This window comes from Paenibacillus sp. GM2FR (genome assembly GCF_002803325.1).
Lineage (GTDB): Bacteria > Bacillota > Bacilli > Paenibacillales > Paenibacillaceae > Paenibacillus_AQ > Paenibacillus_AQ lautus.
This window is the reverse complement of record NZ_MKZM01000011.1, coordinates 481588-499417: the sequence shown is the minus strand read 5'-3', so window position 1 is coordinate 499417 and position 17830 is coordinate 481588. Positions and strand designations below refer to the sequence as shown.

General features: G+C 48.3%; 18 protein-coding genes. 11 read left to right on the top strand and 7 right to left on the bottom strand.

What is annotated here, in order from left to right:
- The first annotated feature begins 69 nt into the window (after window positions 1-69).
- Window positions 70-942, top strand: coding sequence for an SMI1/KNR4 family protein (locus tag PAEVO_RS30595; RefSeq protein ID WP_100541237.1), 873 nt, complete (start codon window positions 70-72; stop codon window positions 940-942).
- Window positions 943-1052: 110 nt separating this feature from the next.
- On the opposite strand, the gene PAEVO_RS30590 is transcribed toward PAEVO_RS30595, so the two are convergent.
- Window positions 1053-1406: a helix-turn-helix domain-containing protein gene (locus PAEVO_RS30590; RefSeq protein WP_100541236.1), complete on the bottom strand. Its 354-nt coding sequence runs from the start codon at window positions 1404-1406 to the stop codon at window positions 1053-1055.
- Between the two features lie 159 nt (window positions 1407-1565).
- Between PAEVO_RS30590 and PAEVO_RS30585 the strand changes: the two genes are divergently transcribed.
- The 4 genes from PAEVO_RS30585 (at window position 1566) to PAEVO_RS30570 (ending at window position 6029) form a co-directional block, all read left to right on the top strand.
- The gene (locus PAEVO_RS30585; RefSeq protein ID WP_100541235.1) at window positions 1566-1928 is read left to right on the top strand and encodes a hypothetical protein; all 363 of its coding nucleotides are present in this window, start codon (window positions 1566-1568) and stop codon (window positions 1926-1928) included.
- A 119-nt stretch (window positions 1929-2047) separates the two neighbouring features.
- Window positions 2048-2788, top strand: a complete 741-nt coding sequence (locus tag PAEVO_RS30580; protein ID WP_100541234.1) for a Bax inhibitor-1/YccA family protein — start codon at window positions 2048-2050, stop codon at window positions 2786-2788.
- Window positions 2789-3305: 517 nt separating this feature from the next.
- Window positions 3306-4784 (top strand): protein adenylyltransferase SelO, encoded by a 1479-nt coding sequence (locus PAEVO_RS30575; RefSeq protein WP_100541233.1) that lies wholly within the window; start codon window positions 3306-3308, stop codon window positions 4782-4784.
- Between the two features lie 255 nt (window positions 4785-5039).
- Window positions 5040-6029, top strand: coding sequence for a phosphotransferase family protein (locus PAEVO_RS30570; protein ID WP_100541367.1), 990 nt, complete (start codon window positions 5040-5042; stop codon window positions 6027-6029).
- A 50-nt stretch (window positions 6030-6079) separates the two neighbouring features.
- Here PAEVO_RS30570 and PAEVO_RS30565 read toward each other — a convergent pair whose 3' ends face one another.
- Both PAEVO_RS30565 and PAEVO_RS30560 read right to left on the bottom strand, forming a co-directional pair.
- Window positions 6080-6928 carry an SDR family NAD(P)-dependent oxidoreductase gene (locus PAEVO_RS30565; protein ID WP_100541232.1) on the bottom strand — a complete coding sequence of 283 codons (849 nt, stop codon included), beginning with the start codon at window positions 6926-6928 and terminating at the stop codon, window positions 6080-6082.
- Window positions 6929-6945: 17 nt separating this feature from the next.
- Window positions 6946-7341: a MerR family transcriptional regulator gene (locus tag PAEVO_RS30560; RefSeq protein WP_100541231.1), complete on the bottom strand. Its 396-nt coding sequence runs from the start codon at window positions 7339-7341 to the stop codon at window positions 6946-6948.
- A 138-nt stretch (window positions 7342-7479) separates the two neighbouring features.
- Between PAEVO_RS30560 and PAEVO_RS30555 the strand changes: the two genes are divergently transcribed.
- Window positions 7480-8667, top strand: coding sequence for a VanZ family protein (locus tag PAEVO_RS30555; RefSeq protein WP_243390997.1), 1188 nt, complete (start codon window positions 7480-7482; stop codon window positions 8665-8667).
- Between the two features lie 134 nt (window positions 8668-8801).
- The gene (locus PAEVO_RS30550; RefSeq protein WP_100541229.1) at window positions 8802-9329 is read left to right on the top strand and encodes a DinB family protein; all 528 of its coding nucleotides are present in this window, start codon (window positions 8802-8804) and stop codon (window positions 9327-9329) included.
- 192 nt (window positions 9330-9521) lie between these two features.
- Here PAEVO_RS30550 and PAEVO_RS30545 read toward each other — a convergent pair whose 3' ends face one another.
- The 4 genes from PAEVO_RS30545 to PAEVO_RS30530 form a co-directional block, all read right to left on the bottom strand.
- Window positions 9522-10685 carry a glycoside hydrolase family 18 protein gene (locus PAEVO_RS30545; protein ID WP_100541228.1) on the bottom strand — a complete coding sequence of 388 codons (1164 nt, stop codon included), beginning with the start codon at window positions 10683-10685 and terminating at the stop codon, window positions 9522-9524.
- Between the two features lie 6 nt (window positions 10686-10691).
- On the bottom strand, window positions 10692-11783 hold the full coding sequence (locus PAEVO_RS30540; RefSeq protein WP_100541227.1) for an acyltransferase: 1092 nt from the start codon (window positions 11781-11783) through the stop codon (window positions 10692-10694).
- Between the two features lie 30 nt (window positions 11784-11813).
- Complete coding sequence (locus tag PAEVO_RS30535) at window positions 11814-13166, bottom strand: glycosyltransferase family 2 protein (RefSeq protein ID WP_100541226.1); 1353 nt, start codon at window positions 13164-13166, stop codon at window positions 11814-11816.
- A gap of 491 nt (window positions 13167-13657) precedes the next feature.
- Window positions 13658-14572, bottom strand: coding sequence for a phosphatidate cytidylyltransferase (locus PAEVO_RS30530; protein WP_100541225.1), 915 nt, complete (start codon window positions 14570-14572; stop codon window positions 13658-13660).
- 106 nt (window positions 14573-14678) lie between these two features.
- On the opposite strand from PAEVO_RS30530, the gene PAEVO_RS30525 reads away from it, so the two are divergent.
- From PAEVO_RS30525 to PAEVO_RS30510, 4 genes are all read left to right on the top strand, one after another.
- Entirely contained in the window at window positions 14679-15215 is a 537-nt protein-coding gene (locus PAEVO_RS30525; RefSeq protein WP_009591201.1) for a hypothetical protein, read from the top strand.
- Between the two features lie 205 nt (window positions 15216-15420).
- Entirely contained in the window at window positions 15421-16170 is a 750-nt protein-coding gene (locus PAEVO_RS30520; protein WP_100541224.1) for a class I SAM-dependent methyltransferase, read from the top strand.
- Between the two features lie 88 nt (window positions 16171-16258).
- Complete coding sequence (locus PAEVO_RS30515; RefSeq protein WP_100541223.1) at window positions 16259-17206, top strand: helix-turn-helix transcriptional regulator; 948 nt, start codon at window positions 16259-16261, stop codon at window positions 17204-17206.
- 62 nt (window positions 17207-17268) lie between these two features.
- Window positions 17269-17811, top strand: coding sequence for a DinB family protein (locus PAEVO_RS30510; RefSeq protein ID WP_100541222.1), 543 nt, complete (start codon window positions 17269-17271; stop codon window positions 17809-17811).
- The last annotated feature ends 19 nt before the right edge of the window (window positions 17812-17830 follow it).

The window sequence follows — 17830 nt, the reverse complement described above, 5'->3', positions numbered from 1 at the left end:
CATGCTGGAGAGGGCCATGCTGGAATGGTATAATCTCAGAAAGGATGATTAGAGTGGGAGGCATGAACGATGAATGAGGAGCTTTTGGAGCAGCTGGAAGAGTGGCACGAAGAGGACGAGTTTGAAGAAATCGTGGATGCGATTACGGAGATTCCTGAGGAAGAGCGGGATTATGAGCTGATCAGTCACTTGGGCAGGGCGCTGAACAATCTCGAACGTTATGAAGAGGCGGTTGAGCAATTCCTATCCATTCAAGAAGAGGGCAAGGATGATCCCTTGTGGCATTACCGCATTGGCCTTGCTTATTACTATTTGGAGCGGTATGAAGATGCTCGGAAAGCGTTTGAAGTGGCCGATCACCTGGATCCCGGCGATGAGGATACGCTGGAGTTTCTGGAATGGATTCGGAACAAAACGGCTCCGAAACCTGTTAAGGAGTCCACTGCGGTGTCTTATACAGACCCCGACGTGCTGGATTTCTGGGATGATAGCGCGCTTGAGGCAGACCAATACGTGTTGGCTCCGCCTACGGATGAATTGATTGAATCTGTGGAGGAAACACTGGTCTTCAAGCTGCCAGCATCTTATATTCAAGCGATGAAATTACATAATGGCGGGATTCCCCGGAACCGGAAATTCCCTATCGGGGGTGGAGCGCAGGATTATATTGAAATCACAGGCATTTTGGGCATCGGACGAGAGAAGAAAAAATCATTGTGCGGAAGCTTGGGCAGCCGCTTTATGATCGAGAATGGCGGATACCCTGAGATTGGCGTGGTCATTTGCGATTGTCCTTCCCAGTCCGAGGTTGTGATGCTCGATTACCGTTCATCCGGAAATGACGGGGAGCCCGAGGTTATCCATGTGGACAAGGCTAATAATTACAAGATTACCCGTCTTGCTACGAACTTTGAGGCATTTATTGGCGGATTGCAAAAATAACATAAGCATGGGTTTTCCACTTTTCACACTTCTAATGGATTCGTAAAAAGAATGAAGCATCTCCTGAGTAGGAGATGCTTTTTCTATTATATGTAAAGCAGGGGCTTATATTAGTTCTCCCGATGATCCATCGTATCCACGATATCTTTAAGTACACGAAAGAGCAGCTTATTTTCAGCCAATGTACGAGAATAAAGCAGCGAGCTAATGGATTCTAGGACCGCTGCCTTCTCACTTGCGGTATCCAGACTCTCTATCTCATGGAACTGGAACATAGCTGCTGACGATACTCCTAGTCCCTCGATGATCTTTTCCAGTGTTTCAATGGATATATTTCGTTCCCCACGTTCTACCGTTCCTATGTAAGAGGCGTTAATCCCAGCCTTCTCTGCTAATTCCTCCTGTGTCATTCCCTGTTTTTTTCTAAGCTGCTTGATTCGTTCACCTATCATTTTCAGGAGCATCTTTTACCACCTCTATTCCAGATTAAAGAAGTAGTATGGGAACAAACAGAATATAATATTCGATATTTCATTGTAAAAAGTGCTTATATACACTAAAATGATCTTATACATCCAAGTATCTCTAATTTAACTTTAGCTAAAGGATAAGGTGCACAAAGAATGCAATATCTGAATGTGTTGTTAGAACCTTTGGATGATGAGAATCAGGCATATTTCTATGGGGAGCGCTTAAGAATCGATTATGTATTGCTTACAGCTATTCAGCGTGAAGCTGAAGAGGTCAATAAAAAGCTTCGTGAAGAGATTTATCGTCTGATGAATAACATCGTTGGGAGCCTTCACATCAATTTGTTTATCGTTAAAGTAAATTACCTAGTGGACGAAGCCATCCTTGCATTTATGGATGTTTGCGGGAACAAAAGGCAAGTTCGATGTGTTGCAAAAAAAAGACTAATGGTGTGGGTTGCAGAAGAAGATCGTCATGACTTTCAGATCTACGGATTTTATCGGCTTCATCCATAGAGTTCCTCCTTGGATTGGTCCCATATTCGGATCATCCGTAATGCAATATTTTTCGTATCCTAAAATATTCCAACCTGTGCTAAAATGGTTACAAAAAAGAAAGTTAGGGAGGCATTTAATTGATAGGGCGCAGTGGAAATCCGACACTAAACGAAGAAACATTTGAGAAGAGTGGGTATTACAACGGCCAGGAAACGATGACGATTGGCGGAACGGTGAACAAATCGTTCATGCTGCTCGCGCTGCTGATCGGGGCGGCGGTCATTTCATGGGTTATGTATTTTAATGGGTATGATGTATTCCCGTTCATGATCGGGGGAGCAATAGGCGGCTTTGTTCTGGCGCTGATCATCAGTTTTGTGCCGAAGGCAGCGCCTTACTTGGCACCGATCTATGCGATTGTGGAGGGATTCTTCCTCGGGGCATTATCCGCACACTATGAGTATCTGTATTATGGAATCACATTGCAAGCGGCTTTACTGACGATGTGCATATTCCTGGGTATGCTGCTAGCTTATAAAACAGGTCTGATCCGGGCGACCGCAGGCTTCAAAAAGGGGATCATTGCAGCAACGATCGGCGTTGCGCTTGTATATTTGTTTAGTATGGTTCTCGGCCTTTTCGGTGTGGCGGTGCCTTACCTGCATGACAGCACCCCGATCGGCATCGGAATTTCGGTTGTAATCATCATCATTGCTGCCCTGAATTTCATACTCGATTTTAACTTTATAGAAGAGGGAGCACAGCAAGGTGCACCCAAATATATGGAATGGTACGGCTCTTTCGGTTTGTTGGTTACGCTCGTATGGTTATATATCGAAATTATCCGGTTGCTGGCGAAGCTGGCGAATCGGGATTAATATCCGGATTGGTAGGAGCAAAATCGCTGTCGAGGCATTCTCGACAGCGATTTTTTTTAAGATATCAGAACGTATAAATTTCGGAGGATCTGCTGCCTGATATCGCAAGAAAAACTACCGCTAAACGCGGTCCTTCTGCTTGGAGAGTATGTCGATAGACGTTTTTCTTAAGAGATAAGAAAGTATAAACATCCGAGGCTTAGCATCCTTATCTCAAGAAAAACTACCGCTACATGCGGTCTGACTACTGAGAAAGTACGTCGATGGACGTTTTTCTTAAGAGATAAGAAAGTATAAACATCCGAGGCTTAGCATCCTTATCTCGCAAGAAAAACTACCGCTACATGCGGTCTGACTACTGAGAAAGTACGTCGATGGACGTTTTTCTTATGGTATGAAACGTAGCTTTAAACCAGCAGAATAATAAATTTCCTTCAGTAAACCCTACAAAGAGCGACTTGTGTTTAAATAATAAGTAGATACTGTCATCATCAACCTGCTTGAAGAAGGAGATCCCATGACCCATAAGAAAGCCATGATCGATATAGGATGGAATTTTGACAACAGTTATGCCGAGCTGCCGGAGTCCTTTTTTACCAAACAAGATCCCACGCCTGTGCGCTCACCGGAGTTGGTAATCCTTAATGAGCCGCTGGCGGCATCTTTAGGTTTGAACGCCGAGGGGCTGAAGAGCCCAGAGGGTGCAGCGATGCTCGGGGGCAACGAGATACCCGAAGGGGCCGAGCCGCTCGCCCAGGCATATGCCGGGCACCAATTCGGGTATTTTACGATGCTGGGCGACGGCCGTGCGGTTCTGTTGGGTGAACAAATCACGCCGCAGGGTGAGCGTATGGATATTCAGCTTAAGGGCTCAGGCCGGACGCCGTACTCCCGTGGAGGCGATGGTCGAGCGGTTCTGGGTCCGATGCTGCGCGAATATATCATCAGCGAGGCGATGCATGCGCTGGGGATTCCGACCACCCGCAGCCTGGCGGTGGTATCCACCGGCCAGCCTGTCACTCGTGAGAGAGAGCTGCCGGGTGCGATTCTGACCCGTGTGGCCTCAAGTCATGTGAGAGTGGGGACGTTTCAATATATAAGGGGAGCGGGCACAACCGAGGATTTGCGGATTCTGGCGGACTACACTCTGCAGCGGCATTACCCGGAGGCTGACTTTAGTGACGGCGCCAACCGTTATCTGGTCTTGCTTCAGGAGGTCATCAAGCGTCAGGCCGCTCTAATCGCCAAGTGGCAGCTCGTTGGATTTATCCATGGTGTGATGAACACCGATAATATGACCCTCAGCGGCGAAACGATTGATTATGGCCCTTGTGCCTTCATGGATACCTTTGACCCGAATACGGTATTCAGCTCCATCGATTCCCAAGGCCGCTATGCTTATGTCAACCAGCCGTATATTGCGGCTTGGAATCTCGCAAGATTGGCCGAATCCCTGCTGCCGCTGCTGCATGAAGAAGAGGAGCAGGCCGTCAAGCTGGCCGAGGGTGCGATCGGAGCCTTTACCGATCTGTATCACGAGCAGTGGCTTGCAGGCATGAGAGCCAAGCTGGGAATCTTCCATGAAGAGGAGGATGACGAATCTCTAATCGAAGATCTCCTTAAGATGATGAAAGATCATCAGGCGGACTATACCAATACCTTCCGTGCGTTAACGTTTGACAAGCTGGAGGATACGCCTCTAAACGGCACGCCGGAATTGGCTTCCTGGTATGAGCGCTGGCAGGCGAGACTTGACAGCCAGCAGGAATCGAAGGAACAATCTCATCAATTAATGCGCAGCAGCAATCCTGCGGTCATTCCGCGGAACCATCGGGTGGAGGAAGCGCTGGAAGCAGCGGAGCAGGAAGGGGACTACAGTGTGATGGAGCAGCTGCTCCACGCGCTGTCCGATCCATATGCGCATTCCCCGGAACAGACGGAATATGCGATCGTGCCTGAGCTGTCCCGTCCTTACCGAACCTTTTGCGGGACGTAAGGGTACAGGGATACTCCAAGAACCTCAACGAGGCCAAGCAAGAATTACCTTGCTTGGCCTTTTTCATCATTCATGAGTCGAGATGCATCAAAAAAGCCCTTGGACCGGTGTCCAAGGGCTATAAATCGCGTGGCTATTTTTTTCGAGACCTTATTCAACATCATAGCAGAACCGAAAGAAACAGTCTATATTTTTGCCCGGAAATGCCATAGAGTGGGGGAGCCGGCAAAAACAAATGAAATGGAGCGTGGTTTCATGAGTTGGACTTGTCACCTCGATGAAACAGATGTACAGGAGTATGTCGGGAAGGTTTTGGGTACCGGTTATGTGGTGGCGGATGTAACGAAGATGCATGGCGGGGCGCAAAAGGTTGTCTATAAGATCCAATGTCAAAATGGATTCCCATGCGTGTTGTATGTGTGGGATTTGACGAAGAATTATTTTCAGGAAGAAATAGCGAACGAGAGTATGCAGGAACGGTCCTTTGGGGGCCATTCGTTCGAAAGCAATAACCGATGGTTAAGGGATCATGGTATTTCTACGCCTGCTCTATATGATCTTCACACGGAACAGGACCGTTACCCGTTTGACTATGCTCTTGTTGAATATATAGAAGGACAGAAGGCGGAAGCTTACTTTCAGCACCCGGATCAACGGGTTCAGGATGAGGTCTTCGAACGGTTGGGTCACATGATCGAACGCATGCATGCAAACCACAGACAGAACTATGGAAAACCCGATCAAAGCGGGAATCAACGGGAGCGATGCCATCATGTGCAGTTGGAAAATGCGAAGGAACAGCTGTCCTACATCGTCCTGCATAACGAGAGTATCCGGAAGAATCACGACAGGCTGCTCTCTGTATTGCATGAGCTGGAATCCAGGATAGATTCCCGCAAGCGATATGGCTTTATCCACGGCGAGCTGGGACCTGATCATATCCTGGTGACAGACCGTTTAGAGCCCTATCTGATTGATATTGAAGGTGCGCAGTTCTTCGACATCGAGCATGAGCATACCTTTCTTGAGCTTCGATTCGGGGAGCATTACCGGTATTTGCGACATGATGGACTTGATCCGAATCGGATGTTATTTTACCGTCTGCATCACTATATCTCATTAACCTCGGGCGGCCTGAAGCTGCTTCACCGTGGATTCCCGGATCAGGCATTTGCTCGAAATTTAGCCGATTATCACGCACGCAACACGCTGCGATTCATGGAGGAATGGCAGCAAACCCGATAACAGGCCTTCATGAGATGGGCTGAAAACATCATTAACTCTGCTGCATGGGTTTAAGATATGGCTGCAAACGCCTGCTTATAGATTAGCTCTATCGTGCTAAGCAGCTCCGAACCTTGGCTCGAGAATTTCAAAGGCGTTGCTTTACCCTTGTTGAGGAAAACTCCCGTCGATTGTTGGGAGCTGCCCAGCGCTGCTTCATACAGCCGTGAAGCTCCTTGACTGGGATGGGAGAAGAACAGGTTACGGATCGGGATCATAAATTTTGGCATCCCGGCGTTTTTGGTCATGGTTGTTTTATTCCCTCCCGGACAGACGCTCCGGATCGTAATGCCATCCTTCTGTACGGCAGTGGCGATCTCCTGAGTCCACAACGATAGGGCTAATTTGCTCGCCGCATAAGGCCCAGTCAGCTTCTTGAACCCGGCAGGGGACGCCAATGTATGGTGATCGAACCGTTTGAGATACAACAACGCATTCGAAGACGTATTGATTACCGTCTTGAGGCTGCCCTTCTCTAGAAGCTCTTTCATTTCCATCAAGATGACATATGGCACCACGGAGTTTACCTCAAAATGCATCTCGCGCCCTTGTTTAGAGTAGGATAACTCGCCAAAGGAGACACCTGCGTTATTAAACAGCAGGTCGATATGATCCTCGTGTTTCTTGATCTGATCCAGCGAGGCTTGGAGATCCATGAAATCCGACAAATCGGCCGTGTATACTCTCAGCTGCTGTGATCTAAGGCCCTCTTGTACAAGGGAATCGTCAGATGGAAAGGCAGAACGGATCAAAGCGAGGACCTGCCAGCCTTCGGATAACAATCGCTTGGTTAGCTCCAAGCCAATGCCGGAGCTTGCGCCCGTGATTAGGGCGACGCTATTATTTCTTTTAGGTGTCATGTGTATATCTCCTTTACTTAAGATTCTTCGCTGGTTGCCCTATCGGGTTTAAGCAGGGACTGATTATGGTTCAACTTGTCGTCGATGAACTGCAGTATGCGCTGCAGGTCCGAAATCTGATCGGTAATTTTCTGACGGTAACTCTGGAGCATGGCGTTCAGTTCCGGAACGGATTGAATATTTTCCTTAAAGGGAAGATGCACATAGGCTTTCATATCCTCCAGCGACATGCCGGTCTTCTTCAGGCACGTGATCAACTCCATCATTTCGGCATCCTCTATGTGATAGACACGATGGCCGTTATCTTTCCTTTTGGGAGAGGGGAGGAGCCCGATTTTCTCGTAATAGCGAATGGCATCCTCGGTCAATCCGGTTCGTTCAGACACTTGTTTGATAGAGAATGTGTCTCCCATACGTTCACCTCTTTTCTGCAACAGGGAATCCGTTGCCATAATATCGTACAACTTGGTGTTAACACCAAGTCAATATCGAATTTTACGCTCTCGTGCCCATTGGTGAAATAGATCGTAAGGTATTGCCAGCTCAATCTTTTGGAAATACTTATAAAAAGAGAAGAGTTGCTTTTAGAAAGGGAGAAAGAAATGCAAGCCTATGTATTGCCTGTTTTCATTGCACTCTCCATATGTTTTTTATTAGCGTTCTTTCTGACGCTCCCTTGGGCTGTTTATCAATATCGTAAACATGGGTACTTTAGCTTTTGGAAAACATTACTTATCTTAAGTTTTATCTTTTATGGATTAAGTGCTTTCTTCTTAGTGATTTTTCCAATACCCAGTGCTCGGAGCAATTGTACTTCGATCGATCCCGGCACGATTTTCATTCAAAATCGCCCTTTTCAATTTATACGGGATATTCAACGTGAAAGTGGATTTCATTGGACGGTCCCTTCAAGTTATATCGATTTGTTAACAACGCGGGCCTTTTATCAAATGTTTTTTAATGTTTTGCTCTTGTTTCCTTTAGGTGTCTTTCTGAGGTATTTGTTTATGGGGAAAGCGAAATGGTTTCATGCTGCGCTTATTGGATTTGGTGTTTCACTTTTCTTTGAAATAACTCAACGAACCGCTTTGTTTGGCTATTTTGAATGCCCCTATCGTATATTTGATGTAGATGATTTGTTGACGAATACGGTGGGGACTGTCGTTGGCTTTATACTCGCTCCCATGTTGTTGGCGTTAATTCCATCGAGGGAAACCCTTAGTGAACAAAGCCATTTCTTTAACAATCAGAGAAAAGCAACCTTTGGTGCCCAACTCATGGAGGTTCTTCTAAATATTATTTTTGCCAGAGTGATAACCAGTTTTATATTCGGGCTGCTAAAGAGACCAGGAGTACTTGTTGACGAGATCATCTTTGCCATTGTTTTCTTTGTGGTTATGGTCGTTATCCCTGTGATTTGGAAAGGAAATACGGTGGGCTCTAAGATCGTTCGCATGAGATTACTTCCGAAAAAGGGGAATGGGTTAGGAAGCTTCAGCCGACGTTACAGCATTGTTTATATGCCTTTATTATGTTCGGCATTGTCGAAGATATTTTCTAATCAAATGGGTGAAGATCTTCTAGCTAACCTCTTTATAATTGGAGTGGTTTTTCTTACAGGTCTGTTATGGTTCTTTATCTTCTGTCATATCGTGATCAGATGGATCAAAAAGGACAAAGCCCTTTATTTTAATCGATATAGTCACATAGAGGCTGTAAGAATCACTGGTGAAGTGTGATAAACGGAAATATAGGATACGGATTCATGTGGAACTAAGAATAGATCGATTACGTTATTAATTCGAGACGATTCGAGTTTCCATTGGATGTGGCACGGTGAATATGAAATGGATGGAAAGGGAGCTGAGGATTTATGAATTTTGACATCAAGGAAGCCGTTGAGATTCTGGAGCGAACGCCTGTCACCCTGGAGCACATGTTATCCGGTTTATCAGAAGGATGGCTTAAGAGCCATGAAGGGGAAGGCACCTGGAATGCCATGGAAGTGATCGAGCATCTCATTGAAGGAGAGCGGACCAATTGGATACCACGGCTCGAATTCATGCTGCAGGAAGGCGAGGGCAAACCGTTCCCGCCCTTTGACCGTTACGCTCACTTAAACGAGGATACGGAGCGATCCATCGATGATAAGCTGCAGGCATTCAAGGCCATCCGTGCTGACAATCTGGCTAAGCTCAAGGTACTAATGGAATTCGAGCCTAGCCTCGAGCAGACCGGCCTGCACCCGGCATTCGGTGTGGTGAAACTGAGAGAGCTGCTGTCGACTTGGGTGGTGCACGATTTAACGCATACGTCTCAAATCGTCCGGGTTTTGGCCGAACGCTACCGGAATGACGTGGGGCCTTGGATCGAGTATTTGGGGATCCTGAACAGGCGTTAATGCTGTTCGAAGGCAACCCCTCCCCTTGATACGACCGGGGGTAAGCACCGCGGGAGTCTTGCTGCATATAAAAAAGCCGATGATCCGCATACGATGGCGATGATCACCGGCTTTTTTCACGTATGGAGGGGTTGCTGCAGGATTTACACTCCTCCAACGGGGGCGACCGAGCTTAATGGCAGGCACCGTATGTTACCGTTTGGCGGCTTGCTGCCTCTCGTTCAAATGCTCCGCCAGATACTTCACGATGCCGTCCTCCGCGTCTTGGGAGTACTGCCAGACCATCGCGCCTCCGAGATTCTTACTCTGGATGTAGGACACCTTCTCCTTCAAGGCTTCTTTATCCTCGTAGCTGATGAAGGTATGGCCATCATAGAGGTAGGCGGCTTTGGCTTTGTTGTCGAAATAACGCGTGAAGCCATTTTTGTTCAGGTAGGCTTTCTCGATCTGCTTGTAGTTGAGGTTCACCTTGTCGATGTCGATAGGCGTTCCGGGAGCGAAGAGGCCGTCCTTGGTACCCTTGGCTTCTTTGACGCTTTTCCAGCCGTACGAATAAGCAGGCACGCCGAGCAGCAGCTTCTTGCTGTCGATATCATGGTCCAGATACATCGAGATGATGCCATCAATGGAGTGTTTGGATTTCCTTTGACTGTCCCCATACAGATTGGAGTTAAAGCCTGTGGTGTCGGACCACTTGCCTGTCAGGTCGTAGGTCATGACGTTGATGTAATCCACGTATTTCTCCACTTTTTTGACCTCGACGTTCTGGAAGTACCAGTCCTGCGTTCCGGAAGCAAAGGTCAGCAGATATTTCTTGTTCTTGTGAGGCAGCCTGTAGAGCTTCTCCCGCAGTTCCTTCATCAGACTGGTGAAATTCTTCGTATCCTCCGGGCGCGCTTTCTGCGTATTCCAGGCATGGAACGCCGGATACTCCCAGTCGATATCCACGCCGTCCAGGTCCAGTTCCTTGACCAGGTTGATAATGCTCTCGGTGAAGAGGTACCGGTTGCCGTCCAGCGAAGCGTCGGAGAAGCCGTCTGCCCCGTAACCGCCTACGGCCAGGACCATCTGGGTCTTCGGATTCGCCGCTTTCAACTGCTTGACGTTTTCTTTGATCTGGTTGTTGGTTGTACTGTCTTCATGGAAGTAGAGATCCGTTCCTTTGATCTTGGCAAAAGCGATAAACGCGATATCCACGCCTTTCTCCGATAGTTTGATGTTTCGGTAATCCTGCCAGGCCTCCACATATACTGCCGTGATTTTCCGGTCTTCCGCCGCGGAGATCTGATAGAAATAGAGACCCATACCTGCAAGCAGCACCACAATGAATATTTTCGTATATATCGTTATTCGCATCGTCCTTTAACCCCGCCCGCCGAATAGAATGTAGGTTGCCGTTTTGCTTAGGTTCAGCACCTTGACGGTGATGTAGCTGATGGCGAAGATAATGGAGATATTCACGATCAGACTGAGGGAGGCTTCCAGGAACGTGGCCTCGACCTCGGTTCGGCCGGATAACATCATCTCGACCAGCAGGTGAATCAGATAGATGCTGAAGCTGGCCCGGGAGACCGAGCTGATCAATTTCTGGATTTTATGGTTCACGTGATCGCTGATCGCCGCTTCCTTCTCCTTGAAGAAGATAAACAACCCGACAGCCATGAAGAAAGTGGTGACGGAATAGTTCCCGTAGAACATCTCGTCCAGGACACCGCTGCGCAGCGAGACAAAATAGGTGGCCACCGGCGTGATAAAAAACGAGATGATGCCCAGATTGTATAGGATGTTTTTGGCTTTGAGCGGCAGCTCAAAATGGAAGAGATAGTATCCCAGGATAAAATAGCCGAGGAAACCCATGAAGAACGGGATGTTCATGATCGGAATGTTGATGTATTGATCCGTTGCACGGAATACGGCATCCGAGATGAAGCGATAGGCGATACTGACGATGAACCAGAGGAGCAGATAATACCGCAGATCCTTTTCGCTGCAGGATTTGATGAATTTGCTCATCAGCGGCACCGTCATATAGATGGCAATAATGGCGTACAGGAACCACAGATGCACATAATTCCGGTCGGTCAGCAGCCGATAGCCGAAGTCAACAACGAACTCATAGGCATTCAGCTTGCTTCGCATCAGATAGTATTGATTGTACAAGCCATAAATAAGCGACCAGGTCAGAAGGGGAATGAGCAGCGGTACGACGCGTTTGGTATAGAACTCCCGGTAGGATGTAATCTTTGTGCGCAGGATCATTGCTCCGCTAATCATGAAGAAGACCGGAACGGCAAAGCGGGATATGGAGTTGAACCCGTTGCTGATCCACCAGGAGGAGGAATGGAAATCATTCGTGCTGGTGAGCACCTCCGCTGTGTAGTGCAGGATAATGACGGCAACAATGGATAGAATTCTTAGAATATCGACATAGATAATTCTTTTATTGGGAACCATGCTGTTTCAGGCAGCCTCCTTCACCATAAGTTAATTCGATCCTGCGGCAATGTTCTGGCTGATGGCAGCTACGCCTTTGCGCTCCACGAAGCCCCAGCCCTCATCATTGTCAAAATATTTGAACGTCCCCGCAATGTTAATGTACAGCAGCAAATTTCGATAGGTTAACAGCTCCGCTTGGCTGAACAAGAACATCTTCACATAATCGGAGAATGTATAGGTGCTGCCATATTTACGGCATAAGTACAGGGCGATGATGATCTGTGCGGCATTCAGCAGCACGCTCATCAGCAGGAAGATGATCGCATGCAGGATGTTCCCGCCAACGATCAGGGTCTGCCCCAGATAAAATATCGTGGTAAACGCCGAGAGCGTCCCCAGCATAAATCCGTCAATCGCAAAGAACAGGCTCACGCTGACGCTGAATTTCCGGGACAGCCTGGACCAATAGATGAGAATGCAGTCAATGAACGCCTTCTGCCAGCGAATGCGCTGCTTATAGAAATTCGGAAGATTCTCCGGACATTCGGTATAGCATACCGCTTCGGGGGCGTAGACGAGTTTTTTCTTCAACTGATTGGCTTTGATGTACTCGTGAATTTTCAGCGTAATGTCGATATCCTCCCCCACCGTGCTGCGGAAGCCGTTAACATGAACGAGAACGTCTTTATAAAAGGCGCCAAAGGCGCCTGAAATCACCACGATGGAATTAAAATACGATTGCGTGAGCTTGCGGACGTAGAAGCCGTGCGTATAATTGATGATCTGGCTCTTAATGAGCCCTCTTCCGCGAAACTTTTCAACGATGGCACCGTTCTTGTTCCGTACGGCACCTTGTACAATTTTGACGGTACCGCCCAGCGCAATGATGTCGTCATCGTGAAAATATTGATTCACGTACATGAGCGAATCGGCTTCCAGCATGCTGTCCGCATCCAAGGTGATCACGATATCGGAGGCGGCATAATCGATGCCCGCATTCAGCGAGTCCGCTTTCCCGCCATTGACCTTATCAATAACGTAAATATGGCGGTATCGACTCGAGCGATAGAATCCTTTTATGGGCTTGTAAGTCAGTTTACGGTCTGCCATCCTGGCATCCGGCTCCAAATCCAGGAGTTCGTCAAGCGCGGATAACGTCCCGTCCTTGGAGCCGTCGTTGATGATCATGATTTCATAGTTGCTGTAATGCAAGCCGGCCATGGCATCGATGCAATTCCGGATCGTCAGCTCCTCGTTGTAAGCGGGGACGAGCACAGAGATTGATTTTTCGGCGAGATCGGGATTCAGCTTCTTCACCTTGCTGCATAACAGCGGGATGAACGTATACAGGGTTTGAAACACGAGAAATACGCCGGCTAATCCATAAAAAAAGTACTGCAAACTCCTCACTCCTCTCTTCTCTGTCTCTCTTTGTAATGAAGACCAGTATGGTGCGCCTACTCTATGGGACTTGGATTAGGTATGCGCTGTTTCTATAGCAAGCAATGTCAAGGGATAAAATTCAGGTTTAAAGGGGTAATATCATCCATTTAAAACCTTTAATTACATATAAATCCATATGACACTCTATGTAATAAACTATCGTAATTGGCTCATAAATGTAAAACCGCTCTATGGAGCAAGAAAACGAATACATAGATGCTTTTCGAGAGCAGTCTCTGTTTTGGTTCGTCTTTCTATATTTTAGGAGGCTAAAGCGATTTGGCATGGTAGCCCATGGAGAACAAGGATTCAAGGGTATCGTACTAATAGGAGGATTTCGTGCATTGAAAAAAGCCATAACCAAGTTGAGCCTAAGCTCGCATGGTTATGGCTTCTAAAGGTTGCAGCGCCTCGTGCTGCACCTGAGAGAGAGGTTGTCTGGCACGTAACTACATAAAGTCGTAAAAGTAACGGATGAAATGAAAAAAGATCGGTGAGGTATAGGTCAGGCTGTCGACCCGGCTCAAATAGCTTTTTTTCAAGGCATCGAATCGCCCGTCATCCCCGATTAACAAATCGCGCTTCAGCACCGAAACCGTCAAGCTGCCGAAGAAGCCGCCGAGGCTGATCAGCATGCCGGACAGAAGGCCAAATGTCGGGCTGAGCGGCGTCAGATAGGGATAGATGAGATAGGAGCTCGCGGTGGTTACGATAAACGCGCAGGCAAAGCCTTCCCAAGTCAGATTCGGGTTCGAGGTCGGCACGATTCTTCGTTTGCCGAAATAAAGGGAGGCGATCGTGTGCACCACATCGTTCAGCTGCGTTAAGACGACGAGAAACAGCACCAGCCCTGCTCCATACTGGGGCGTGGCAAACTGGAAATAGGCCAGGTGGCTGAGACCGAACACCATGAGCATCAGGCCCCATTGGGTTGAGCTGACGCTGCGCATAAATCCCACAGTGCCTTTATTGATCAATCGCGGAAGCGGCAGCACCAGGAATACATAGATCGGAATAAACACGATAAACATCCCGTACCATTCGATGTAGATCCAATAGAATTGGACCGGTATGGTTAAATACGCCCACAGAAATAAGCGACGATCGGCTTTTCGTGTTTTGATCATCGAGAAATATTCTTTGAGCGTAAAGAAGGTTAACACCATAAGGGATAGCAGGGAAACCACCGGATTCAGAAGCGTCGCCAAGCAGAAGATGACCAGCATGCCCCACCAGGTTTTGATGCGAAATCCGACTTCGGTATAGTCGATATTCGGCTGCGTCTTGCTCATCACGTAATAGAGGAGCTGGATGACCGATAAGACGGAGAATATCAGGATTAAGGTTAAAAGCGAGCTGTCCATATGCCTATCATCACCAACTTGTCACGGGTATCATTCTTGTTCTACTAAAGGAATCATATGTTATTATGAAGGAATAATTCAATATGAATAAGGGGAAATTTCGTAAATGGTAGACGATCAATCGGTCTTTATACTGCTTACCAATACCGGAACGCTCTTTACGAAAGTCATTCAGGGCTACACGAGAGCACCTTACAACCATGCTTCGATATCCTTTAACCGGGAGCTGTCGGAGTTATATAGCTTCGGGAGAAAGAATCCGAACAACCCTCTGAACGGCGGGTTTGTAAAGGAGGATTTGAAGACGGGAACGTTCAGCAAATATCCCAACACGACGTGCGTCATCTATGAGCTTCAGGTATCGGAACGCGACATCGCGAAAATGAAGCGGGTTCTGCAGGCTTTTATCCGAAAGGACAAAAAATATTTTTATAATATATTGGGCGTCCTGGGCATCGCGCTAAAGGAACCGATCGAATTCAGCAATTCCTACTTCTGTTCGCAATTCGTGGCGGAGATTCTGCAGCGGTCCGGAGTCAGACTATGGGATAAGCTGCCCGCCTTGGTGACGCCGGACGATTTCCGCCAAAGCGAGCGCCTGCAGCTGATCTATGAAGGGAAGCTGAGCGAGTATGAGCCCTGAGTCTGTAACCAGATGATATCGGGCTTTTTTGTTGCTGGTGCAGGATGACATGAATTGGCGGAAGCCTTGCCCAACAATAAATGCTGGCTACTAAGCGAGTGTTATTATAAAATGGAATTGAAAATGAAATCGAGTTTCATCTAATGGAACTGTGATAATGATGGTCTGGATTTCGCTTATAACTTGGATGGGAGCGTGGTTTAGGATGAACAGCAAGGAACGGTTTTCGAATCGCGTCGATTCGTACACGAAGTATCGCCCGAGTTATCCGCAAGAGGTCATGGATTATTTGTACGATACGGTAGGATTGGACGGCAGGATTGCCGATGTGGGTGCCGGGACGGGGATATTCACGAAGCTGCTGCTGAAACGGGGGAGCCGCGTTACGGCCGTGGAGCCCAATCAGGCGATGCGGGAAGCTGCCGAATCGGACCTTGGAGGCGAGCCCGGCTTTCGAATGGTCTCGGGTTCAGCCGAAGCGACGGGGCTGCCTGATCAATCGGTGGATCATATCGTGAGCGCCCAGGCTTTTCATTGGTTTGACCGTGACGCGGCCCAATCGGAGTTCCGGCGGATCCTGAGACCGGGCGGGAAGGTTGCCCTGATATGGAATTCCAGGCTCACGCAGGGAATGCCGTTCCTGGAAGCGTATGAGCAGCTGCTCCTAACCTATGGCACCGATTATAAAGAAGTGGATCAGAAGAACATTGCGCACGAAACGCTGGCTGCTTTTTTCCGGGCAGGGGACATGAAGGAGGCAAAATTCTTCAATCGGCAGACGTTTGATTATGAGGGATTATGCGGCCGTTTGCACTCGTCCTCTTACGCTCCGCTGCCGGGGCATCCGAGCTACGATCCGATGTTGAACGAACTGCGCACGATATTTGAACGGAATGAGCAGGATGGCTGCGTGTTTTTTGATTACGAGACGAAGGTGTACTGGGGAAAGGTTTAAGCCACACCTTCTATTCTGGCAGAACTTCCGCCGGAACGGAAACGAACTAGACTACAGGCTTTCATCATGGAACGGGAGGTTCAGCAGCATGAACAAAACAGATCGGATGCTGGCTATCGTGCTTGAGCTTCAGCAGCGTAAGGTTGTGCGGGCTGAAGATTTGGCGTCCATATTCGAGACGAGCGTCCGGACCATCTACCGGGATATCCAGGCCCTTAGCGAAGCGGGCGTACCGGTGATGGGAGCTCCCGGGCAAGGATACTCGTTAATGGCGGGGTATTTTCTGCCGCCGGTCATGTTCACGGCGGAGGAAGCGGTGGCACTCCTCATCGGAACGGATTTCATCGAACAACGCTTTGACGCAGGATATGGTTTGAAAGCTCAGGCTTCCCGCAAAAAGATAGAGTCTATTCTGCCGGAGCCTGTCCGTGCAGATGCCTCCCGGGTTCGGAAGACCATGCGGCTGATTACTCCCGGTAACAAGGCAACTTCAGGGGAAGAGAAGGATTATGTTGGAATGGTTCGCCGCGCCATACTGGAAGAGCGTAAGGTTGAATTCCATTATGTGAAGAAAACGCCCGATTCCAAAGGCGACCGAAAGAGCTTTCGGTCGGCAGCTCCTTATGGGCTGGCATTTCTTCAAGGTTCATGGACATTAGTTGCCTGGTGTGACCTCCGGCAAGGCATTCGTCATTTTCGGCTGTCCCGTATGAAGGAACTAAGGGTCCTTGAGGAGCGTTTTGAGATGCCGCCGCATTTTAACTTGGAGGACTATCGACCTCCAGATGACCGTAACCTGTGGGTTCGGATTCTGGTAAATCCCGAGATTGCGGATCGAGTTAAGGAAGCAGGCAATTATTACATGGAGACAGTGGAAGAATGCGAGGACGGGCTGCTTGTGAGCTTTCGCATTCGCCGGCCGGAGGAGATCATGCAGTGGGTGCTCGGCTGGGGATCGAATGTCGTTGTCCTTGAGCCGGAATCCTTCCGTGACCGGATCCGCAACGAAGCGGAAAAGATGTTAAAACGCTACTGACATGACGTTGTCAGTAGCGTTTTTATATATTGGGTACAAAGACGATTAAGGGAGTGGTTGATATGAATACAACGGAAGTTTTGCAGCGGTTTGAAGAGACGGTGCAGGTTTATCTGCAGGAGCTGGATGGCTTCAGCATGGAGGAGCTAAAGTACAGACAGGCAGCGGACGAGTGGTCGATCGGGCAAATGTATCAGCACTTGATTCAATCTGCGCTGTCCATGCATCTGCGAAATATTGAGTTATGTTTAAACCCGACCGGGGATGCACCCGCCTCTCCAACGGGAAAAACGGAACAAGGTATGGCGATATTCGAACAGGGCAGTTTCCCACCCATCCGCATTCAGGTTCCGCCGTCTCCTCAATATACGCCGGAGCAGCCTGCAACCAAAGAGCAGTTGATGCAAGGTTTGGATACCGTCATCCAACGAATGAGACAAACCGAGCCGAAGCTAGGTGAAGCATCCCTGCAGCATACCGTCCCCCATCCGAGGTTCGGAGGATTGCATGCCCAAGAGTGGTTTTTGCTCATCGAGATGCACTACCGTCATCATTTTCGGCAGCTGAATCGGTTAAAACAGACTTTAGAGCAGCAGCGTGTATGATGACATATCAGGCTATGGC

What these genes read in the sequence shown, in the direction of transcription:
- PAEVO_RS30575 (WP_100541233.1), top strand. Translation starts at nt 3,306, where the DNA reads ATGACCCATAAGAAAGCCATGATCGATATAGGATGGAATTTTGACAAC.
- PAEVO_RS30550 (WP_100541229.1), top strand. Translation starts at nt 8,802, where the DNA reads ATGAATTTTGACATCAAGGAAGCCGTTGAGATTCTGGAGCGAACGCCT.
- PAEVO_RS30595 (WP_100541237.1), top strand. Translation starts at nt 70, where the DNA reads ATGAATGAGGAGCTTTTGGAGCAGCTGGAAGAGTGGCACGAAGAGGAC.
- PAEVO_RS30565 (WP_100541232.1), bottom strand. Translation starts at nt 6,928, where the DNA reads ATGACACCTAAAAGAAATAATAGCGTCGCCCTAATCACGGGCGCAAGC.
- PAEVO_RS30525 (WP_009591201.1), top strand. Translation starts at nt 14,679, where the DNA reads ATGGTAGACGATCAATCGGTCTTTATACTGCTTACCAATACCGGAACG.
- PAEVO_RS30560 (WP_100541231.1), bottom strand. Translation starts at nt 7,341, where the DNA reads ATGGGAGACACATTCTCTATCAAACAAGTGTCTGAACGAACCGGATTG.
- PAEVO_RS30545 (WP_100541228.1), bottom strand. Translation starts at nt 10,685, where the DNA reads ATGCGAATAACGATATATACGAAAATATTCATTGTGGTGCTGCTTGCA.
- PAEVO_RS30570 (WP_100541367.1), top strand. Translation starts at nt 5,040, where the DNA reads ATGAGTTGGACTTGTCACCTCGATGAAACAGATGTACAGGAGTATGTC.
- PAEVO_RS30510 (WP_100541222.1), top strand. Translation starts at nt 17,269, where the DNA reads ATGAATACAACGGAAGTTTTGCAGCGGTTTGAAGAGACGGTGCAGGTT.
- PAEVO_RS30530 (WP_100541225.1), bottom strand. Translation starts at nt 14,572, where the DNA reads ATGGACAGCTCGCTTTTAACCTTAATCCTGATATTCTCCGTCTTATCG.
- PAEVO_RS30515 (WP_100541223.1), top strand. Translation starts at nt 16,259, where the DNA reads ATGAACAAAACAGATCGGATGCTGGCTATCGTGCTTGAGCTTCAGCAG.
- PAEVO_RS30520 (WP_100541224.1), top strand. Translation starts at nt 15,421, where the DNA reads ATGAACAGCAAGGAACGGTTTTCGAATCGCGTCGATTCGTACACGAAG.
- PAEVO_RS30585 (WP_100541235.1), top strand. Translation starts at nt 1,566, where the DNA reads ATGCAATATCTGAATGTGTTGTTAGAACCTTTGGATGATGAGAATCAG.
- PAEVO_RS30590 (WP_100541236.1), bottom strand. Translation starts at nt 1,406, where the DNA reads ATGCTCCTGAAAATGATAGGTGAACGAATCAAGCAGCTTAGAAAAAAA.
- PAEVO_RS30540 (WP_100541227.1), bottom strand. Translation starts at nt 11,783, where the DNA reads ATGGTTCCCAATAAAAGAATTATCTATGTCGATATTCTAAGAATTCTA.